General features: G+C 32.6%; 7 protein-coding genes. 6 read left to right on the forward strand and 1 reads right to left on the reverse strand.

Going from position 1 to position 6,490, the window contains the following annotated elements; genetic code table 11:
- Window positions 1-82 precede the first annotated feature (82 nt).
- The 5 genes from KO361_02125 to KO361_02145 are packed head-to-tail and all read left to right on the forward strand — an operon-like array spanning window position 83 to window position 2,803.
- Window positions 83-223 (forward strand): hypothetical protein, encoded by a 141-nt coding sequence (locus tag KO361_02125; GenBank protein MCC7574363.1) that lies wholly within the window; start codon window positions 83-85, stop codon window positions 221-223.
- Entirely contained in the window at window positions 213-608 is a 396-nt protein-coding gene (locus KO361_02130) for a hypothetical protein (protein MCC7574364.1), read from the forward strand. The genes KO361_02125 and KO361_02130 overlap by 11 nt, the downstream gene beginning before the upstream one ends.
- Window positions 605-1,651, forward strand: a complete 1,047-nt coding sequence (locus KO361_02135) for a DNA cytosine methyltransferase (GenBank protein MCC7574365.1) — start codon at window positions 605-607, stop codon at window positions 1,649-1,651. Before KO361_02130 ends, KO361_02135 begins: the two co-directional genes overlap by 4 nt.
- Complete coding sequence (locus KO361_02140; GenBank protein MCC7574366.1) at window positions 1,648-2,415, forward strand: type II restriction endonuclease; 768 nt, start codon at window positions 1,648-1,650, stop codon at window positions 2,413-2,415. The genes KO361_02135 and KO361_02140 overlap by 4 nt, the downstream gene beginning before the upstream one ends.
- Entirely contained in the window at window positions 2,408-2,803 is a 396-nt protein-coding gene (locus tag KO361_02145) for a very short patch repair endonuclease (GenBank protein ID MCC7574367.1), read from the forward strand. The genes KO361_02140 and KO361_02145 overlap by 8 nt, the downstream gene beginning before the upstream one ends.
- A gap of 425 nt (window positions 2,804-3,228) precedes the next feature.
- On the opposite strand, the gene KO361_02150 is transcribed toward KO361_02145, so the two are convergent.
- A complete protein-coding gene (locus KO361_02150) occupies window positions 3,229-5,040 on the reverse strand; it encodes a DUF262 domain-containing HNH endonuclease family protein (protein MCC7574368.1) in 1,812 nt (603 codons plus the stop codon).
- Window positions 5,041-5,163: 123 nt separating this feature from the next.
- Between KO361_02150 and KO361_02155 the strand changes: the two genes are divergently transcribed.
- A complete protein-coding gene (locus KO361_02155) occupies window positions 5,164-6,000 on the forward strand; it encodes an IS5 family transposase (protein ID MCC7574369.1) in 837 nt (278 codons plus the stop codon).
- The last annotated feature ends 490 nt before the right edge of the window (window positions 6,001-6,490 follow it).

Here is a 6,490-nt window from a genome sequence, read left to right on the forward strand (position 1 = left end):
AGAAGAATCAGCACTAACCACTGGACAGATAGACGCAATATTTATAAATATGTCTAAATATTTCCGTTTAGAGGGGTGTAAAATGCCAAGTAAAAGTATTACATTAAAGGTGGATTCTAAAACTTATGATAATTATAGAGAATACTGCAAGAAAAAAGGTTTAATTGTATCTCGCCAATTTGAAATTTTAATGGAAGAGGAGTTGCAGAAGAATGGAAAATAAAGAGATTAATTCAACAGTTGTTCCAATAGGAGAGTATGCTTTTTCACAGATTGTTAAAACTAAAATTTATTTTTTTCCACAACCAAAAAAGATTAATCAAAAAGTAAAATATATCTTTTTTTATCTGACAAAACCAGTTCAAGCAATTACGCATTATGGAATCATTGAGAAGCATATTGAAGATGCGGATAAAATGATTAATCTCATAGAAAAAATGAAAACATTTAGAGACCCATCAAAAAAAGCATCAGCATATAAATTTTCAAAAATTGAGAAGTTAAAATCACCAATTCCATTTTTAGATAGTACATCAATTCAAGGAAGAATAAATGGAAACTTCGATAAAATTATAAAGTTAAAAAGCACACAAGGTTTATTCAAATGATATCAACTCAAAACTTAAAATTTATTGACCTTTTCGCAGGAATAGGCGGATTTAGAATAGCTTTAGAGAAACAAGGTGCTAAATGCGTTTTCACATCAGAATGGGATAAAGAAGCTCAAAAAACTTATTATGAAAATTTTGGAGAAATCCCTCAAGGAGATATTACTAAGATAGATGAAAAAAATATTCCTAAACATGATATTATCTGCGGTGGATTTCCATGTCAGGCTTTTAGTATATCTGGAAAACAGCAAGGTTTTAAGGATGCACGAGGAACGCTATTTTTTGATATCGCAAGAATAGCAAAACATCATCAACCAAAAGTGTTGTTTTTAGAGAATGTTAAGAATTTAACAAAACATTATCATGGAAATACATTGAAAGTTATTTTAAGAATTTTAGATGAGATTGGCTATGACGCATTTTATCAAGTTTTGGTTGCGAGCCATTACGGAGTTCCACAAGCAAGAGAGAGAATCTATATTGTTGCTTTTAGGAAAGATTTAGGAATAAATTATTTCTATTTCCCAAAACCCACTTATAAAAAGATTTATGTTAAAGATATTTTAGAAGATGATGAGATTACAGCAGAACATATAATCAATAGAAAAGACATCAAATTTTGGGAAAGAGATCAAACTCCTCAGTTAAAGCCGATTCAAATAGGACAAATAAATAATGGCGGACAAGGTGAGCGAATTTATAGCGTAAATGGTCACGCAATAACTCTGTCTGCTTATGGGGGGGGAGCGGCTGGTAAAACTGGTGCCTATTTAGTCAATGGTAAAATAAGACGATTGTCTCCGAGGGAATGTGCCAGAGTTCAAGGATTTCCAGAATGGTTTAAAATTCCAGTAAGCAAATCTCAAGCATATAAACAATTTGGAAATAGTATATCCGTTCCAGTTGTTGAAAGCATATACTCACAGATATTGAAGGTATTAAATTCTGATAAAATTGGAGAATTGAAGCAAAATCAAGTTCCTCAATCGAAAAGATATGATTACGCTGTGCAAACTCAGTTAATCAAGGTGTCACAATGAATGAAAAAGAATTGTTTGGCTCAGAAACGGCTAAAGGCGGATTTAGAAATGAAGATGATGTAATTGCTAAATTTAACGATTGGAAAAAAGATAAAGTTTCTCAAGAGTGGCTCGTTACTATGGGTTATGTCATTAAAGAGATTGAATATGTTAAAGCTGTTAAAATTGGTGGGAATTACAAAACTGATGTGCAAGTTCAGGTCACAATCAAACTTAAAGAAGCAATAGATTGCGAAAATTTGTCAGTTAAGTTGGTAAGCAATCCTCAAGGTTTTAATCAAATAGATAAAAGAGAAATTGAGAAATATGTTGAAATGTGGAGAATACCTAATGATATCGAGGAGATATTAAAGTTATTTACAGGTAAGACTAAACCGACAAATACCTCAGGGTTAAAAGACCCAAGAAGAATGTTATTGAGTGAAATGCCAAGCGAAGACCAAGAAAAAGTTTTGGCATTTTTCAATAAGAATAAGATTTTGATTATCTCAGATGTTCTCAAAGGAAGAGATAAATTCGCGGCAAATTGGATGCTTGTAATTCTAAAAAAAGATGAAGATAGTTACGAATGGGCATTAAAAGACATAAATACTGTCATGAATCTTTTTGGTCAAGGAGAGGTTAGAATAACAGACCAAGGTAGTTTAAAGATTGGTCAGATAGGTATGCAGAGAAAAGGCGGAGATGGCGGAAGAGAGTCCGCAAAAATGTTGCAGTTTAAGATTAATCCTTGCTTATTATTTGATGGCGATGAAGATGCCTGATACTTTTTCCAAAAAGAAAAGAAGCCAAATAATGTCTAAAATCAAAGCCAAAAATACTCGTCTTGAAATTGGCTTTAAAGAATTAATAAAAGGTTTAAGATTCAGATATCAACCAAACATTTTTGGAAAACCGGATTTTGCTTCTAAAAAACTAAAAATAGCCATTTTTATTGATAGTTGTTTTTGGCACAAATGCCCTCAACATTTCAGAAAGCCAACAGCCAATAATTCTTATTGGACTAAAAAAATAAATCGGAATGTTGAAAGAGCAAAAGAAGTTAATGTTCAGCTAAAAAAACAAGGTTGGAAAGTGATAAGATTTTGGGAACATGATATCAAAAAGTATCCTAAAAAATGTGTGCTTAAAATTAAAAAGCATATTCTCTAATAAATTATAGTCGTTCGTCGTTACGGAATTCCCCCTCGTTCGTCGTTTAGAAATGTCCCCCCTTCCGTTCGTTAGCTCTCTTTTCCGATTGGATTTAACATCAGGATTTAGAGAAGTTTTAAACGAAGTGAGAAATTTGGGAGAGCGCCGAGCTGAGGCGCGAACCTCTAAATCCTTGTTAAACGTCCCGACGACTGAAAGGAGGAGAGCGCAGCGTGGCACGAAGCGTAGCGGAGTGAGTTCAAAAAATATTTTTCGTTCTTATTTATCATGATAGGCTTTCTTCAATTCTTATAAATTTGTTTTTTGTTTTGAAAAATGAAAGAGGGGTTAGGGGTGAATTTCATTTTTTAATTTCTTTATTTATACTCTTTTTTCTGCAATGAGGGCAAACTGAATTTTCTTTAAAAAGATCATTTAGTCTATTATTTATTAAATATAAATTTAACAATTCTTTCAACGGCTTTATTAGTTGCTTTATCAATATCCTCTTTTGTCCATGTATCCTTTGGATATTTAGTCAATGCTCTTGCAATGGTGTATCTACTGTCTTTGTATCCTGATTTATCTTTTATAGAATTTTGTTTTTTTGTTTTGAACCATTCTCTTCCAATAGATTTATTTATATCTTCTTCAAGTAATATTTTATTACCAAGTTTGTTTACTATACTATTAAAATCTTCTTTGTTTTCAATACCTGCATCTGTTTGTATTGTAGTAATATTTCGACCACTTGATGGCATAATATGTTCAATGTTTACATTTTCTTCAAAATTGAATTTATTTTTGTTATATAAATATTCGTTAATGTAAACTAGAATGTTTTTTTCATATGCTATAATAGATTCTGAAATATCTTTTTCATTCCAATTTTTGTTAATATGTTCATTAAAGTCTTTTTTAATAATTTCTATAGAAATATTATTATCAACTAATTTAATGTTCTCACCAAACAAAAATGTTTTAAACTTAGCACTTGAATAACCAGAATCAACCAATTCTAGTATAGTGAACAGTCTTAATAAAGGTTCACAAATTTCCATTACTTCTGCTTCGGTAATATCGGTCGTTTTATAGCGATATAAATAGCTTGATAAATACAGCTTAGCATTTTCGTTATATTTCAAAAGTAACTTAACCACAGGATAATTTTTTATTTTATCCCATGTTTTTGTAATTTTATCAAAATTGGCACATAAGACTAATGGTTTGCTTAATAATTCTTTTTTTATATCTATATAATATCTTCTCAACCCTGGCGTTGTTACATCAACTGAGTTGTCCTTAACATATTCCTTATTAATAGCTCGATTTATATACATAAACTGTTGTAATACCGAATCAATATCTATAATCTTTCGAGTATTTAGTTCATCGACTAATTTATTTATTAATTTCCATTGTTCATTAAATTCATTTTTATCTGTGCCTGCTTTGGAATAAAGTTGTGCTGAGATAATATCTGCATCTGCAAGAGGCAACCCCGTAGAATTAAGCGAATTAAACATTGTAATTGCTTGTTCTATTTGCCAACTTCGAATTTCTATAACTTGACATTTATTTAAAAATACTTTTGCAAATTCATTGAGTTGAGAATCAGACTTATTCATCAATCTTCCATAGAAATATTTAAAATTCCGAAAATGATTTGTGTATTTATTATCTTTTTGTTTGCGCGGAATTTTATGTACTTTTTGTTCAGCTGTATCAAAGTCTATTGCTTCAATAATTTTCTTTATTTCATCTAAATATAGTTCATTTATAGATTTGTTTTCTATTATTAATTTGTTTTTGGTTTTCGTATCATCTTTTAGCATTATAGGAATATCTTCAGCTTCTGCTTTATACAAAATTGTCATAATCTTATTTCTGTTTGCCTCAAGTCCTGCTTTTAGTGCTTCAGAATCTTCATCCTTTGGAATTTTTTTTATAACATCATTTAATCTTATTAACAATGCTTTAAGTAATAATAAGAACGTAGTAGTACGTTGTTGTCCATCAATTAGATTGAATTTATTATGATCTGGATCTGAACAATCCACTATGATTGTACCAAAAAAATAAGGATCACTTGCATCAGAAGAAATAAATGCCTCAATGTCTTGCCATAATTTATCACAATGGGCTATACCCCATGAGTAACTACGTTGATATTCAGGTATCACAAAATATTGTGATTTTTCCAGTATAAGGTATTGACTAATCAGTTTTAGTTTTGGTTCAATGTCTTTTGTCATTTAAAAATATAATTTGTATTAAGTATATAAAGTTTATCTTAATATTGGCTCTGTTCAAAATCTAAAGATTTATAACCCTCAGCAGCCGTAAGGCTGTCTGAGGGGGGGAGGGAATTTCTCCCCATGAAAGAAAAAACAAAACTCATTAATAAAGTTAAGCGCTTGATAAAGCGGGCTGGAATACCCAGATGGCTGCATAGGTTTGGCCCTAAGAAATATGAGTTCTGGCACCATGCTGTGGCATACTTGCTTAAGCAAGTATGCAAGCTGAGTTATCGAGGAATAAGCTGGCTTCTTAGGCAGTTCAACATGAAGGCGCCCTGCCCCTCGGCTTTGTGCACGAGTTTTAAAAAAGTGCCTCAGCACATCTGGGAAAAGCTGCTTAGCTTGACAACAGGAGCTAAGCCTTATATTGTTGCTATTGACGGCTCGGGCTTGAGCCGCCGGCTGCCAAGCCCATACTACACCTACAGGATTGACAGGCCATATCCTGTTGAAGTGCCGTTGAAGCTAAGCATTGCTGTGGACACAAGAACCAAGAAAATTCTTGCTCTCAGGCTAAGGATGAGGCCGGCACATGATGTTAAAGATGTGAAATATATCCTGAGAAGGCTCAAAAAGCGCCCAAAAAAGCTTGTAGCTGACAAAGGCTATGATGCAGAATGGATTCATCGCCTTTGCCAAGGGCTGTCAATACAAGCTGTAATTCCCATAAGAGATTATGGCAAGAAAAGGAGGCACCAGAAAAACAGCCTAAGAAACAAAGCCAGCAAGGTTTTCTGCACCAGAACCTACCACAGGAGAGAGATTGTGGAATCTGTGTTTTCTGCAATAAAGCGCAAGTTTGGTGCTAGCGTGAGCTCTCTTTCAGCCCGAACAATGCGGGCTGAAATTTATTGTAGGGCTATCGCCCACAATATTATTTGTTTTTTATTTGGACTTTTTGAACAGAGCCCTTAATATTTAAATCGTTTTTTGTAACGGAGTGAAGAAAACACAATATTATCCCCCTCGTTTTGTTTTAAAAAAATCAAATTTATTCCCTTTTTAGAAAGCCTATCGTTATTATACATCGAGAAAAATATTTTTAGAATTGCGTATAACGTTTGGGATATACGAAGTTTTTGCGTAATGAAATGGAGCAAAAATTTGGGTGAAGCCCGAGCCGAGGGCTGAACCGTATATCCCTTGTTATACGCCCCGACGACTGAAAGGAGTTGAGCGCAGCGTGGCTTGAGTTCAAAAAATATTTTTCGTTCTCATTAATCATGATAGGCTTTCTTTATTTCTTATAAATTTGATTTTTTCCGTTTTGAAAAATGGAAGAGGGGTTGGGGGTGAATTCCATTTTTCAAAACTCCTTATTAAATATCAAAATAACTGTCAATTTCTTCTCTTACTTCCTTAATCAGTTTTTTCTTTTCATCTTTCAATTCAAATGCTTCTTTTA

The sequence above is a fragment of the Candidatus Woesearchaeota archaeon genome, assembly GCA_020854775.1.
Lineage (GTDB): Archaea > Nanobdellota > Nanobdellia > Woesearchaeales > 21-14-0-10-32-9 > 21-14-0-10-32-9.

Bases quoted from the DNA above. Each gene is read 5' to 3' on its own strand.
- KO361_02155 (MCC7574369.1), top strand. From the start codon at position 5,164: ATGAAAGAAAAAACAAAACTCATTAATAAAGTTAAGCGCTTGATAAAG.
- KO361_02125 (MCC7574363.1), top strand. From the start codon at position 83: ATGCCAAGTAAAAGTATTACATTAAAGGTGGATTCTAAAACTTATGAT.
- KO361_02135 (MCC7574365.1), top strand. From the start codon at position 605: ATGATATCAACTCAAAACTTAAAATTTATTGACCTTTTCGCAGGAATA.
- KO361_02150 (MCC7574368.1), bottom strand. From the start codon at position 5,040: ATGACAAAAGACATTGAACCAAAACTAAAACTGATTAGTCAATACCTT.
- KO361_02145 (MCC7574367.1), top strand. From the start codon at position 2,408: ATGCCTGATACTTTTTCCAAAAAGAAAAGAAGCCAAATAATGTCTAAA.
- KO361_02140 (MCC7574366.1), top strand. From the start codon at position 1,648: ATGAATGAAAAAGAATTGTTTGGCTCAGAAACGGCTAAAGGCGGATTT.
- KO361_02130 (MCC7574364.1), top strand. From the start codon at position 213: ATGGAAAATAAAGAGATTAATTCAACAGTTGTTCCAATAGGAGAGTAT.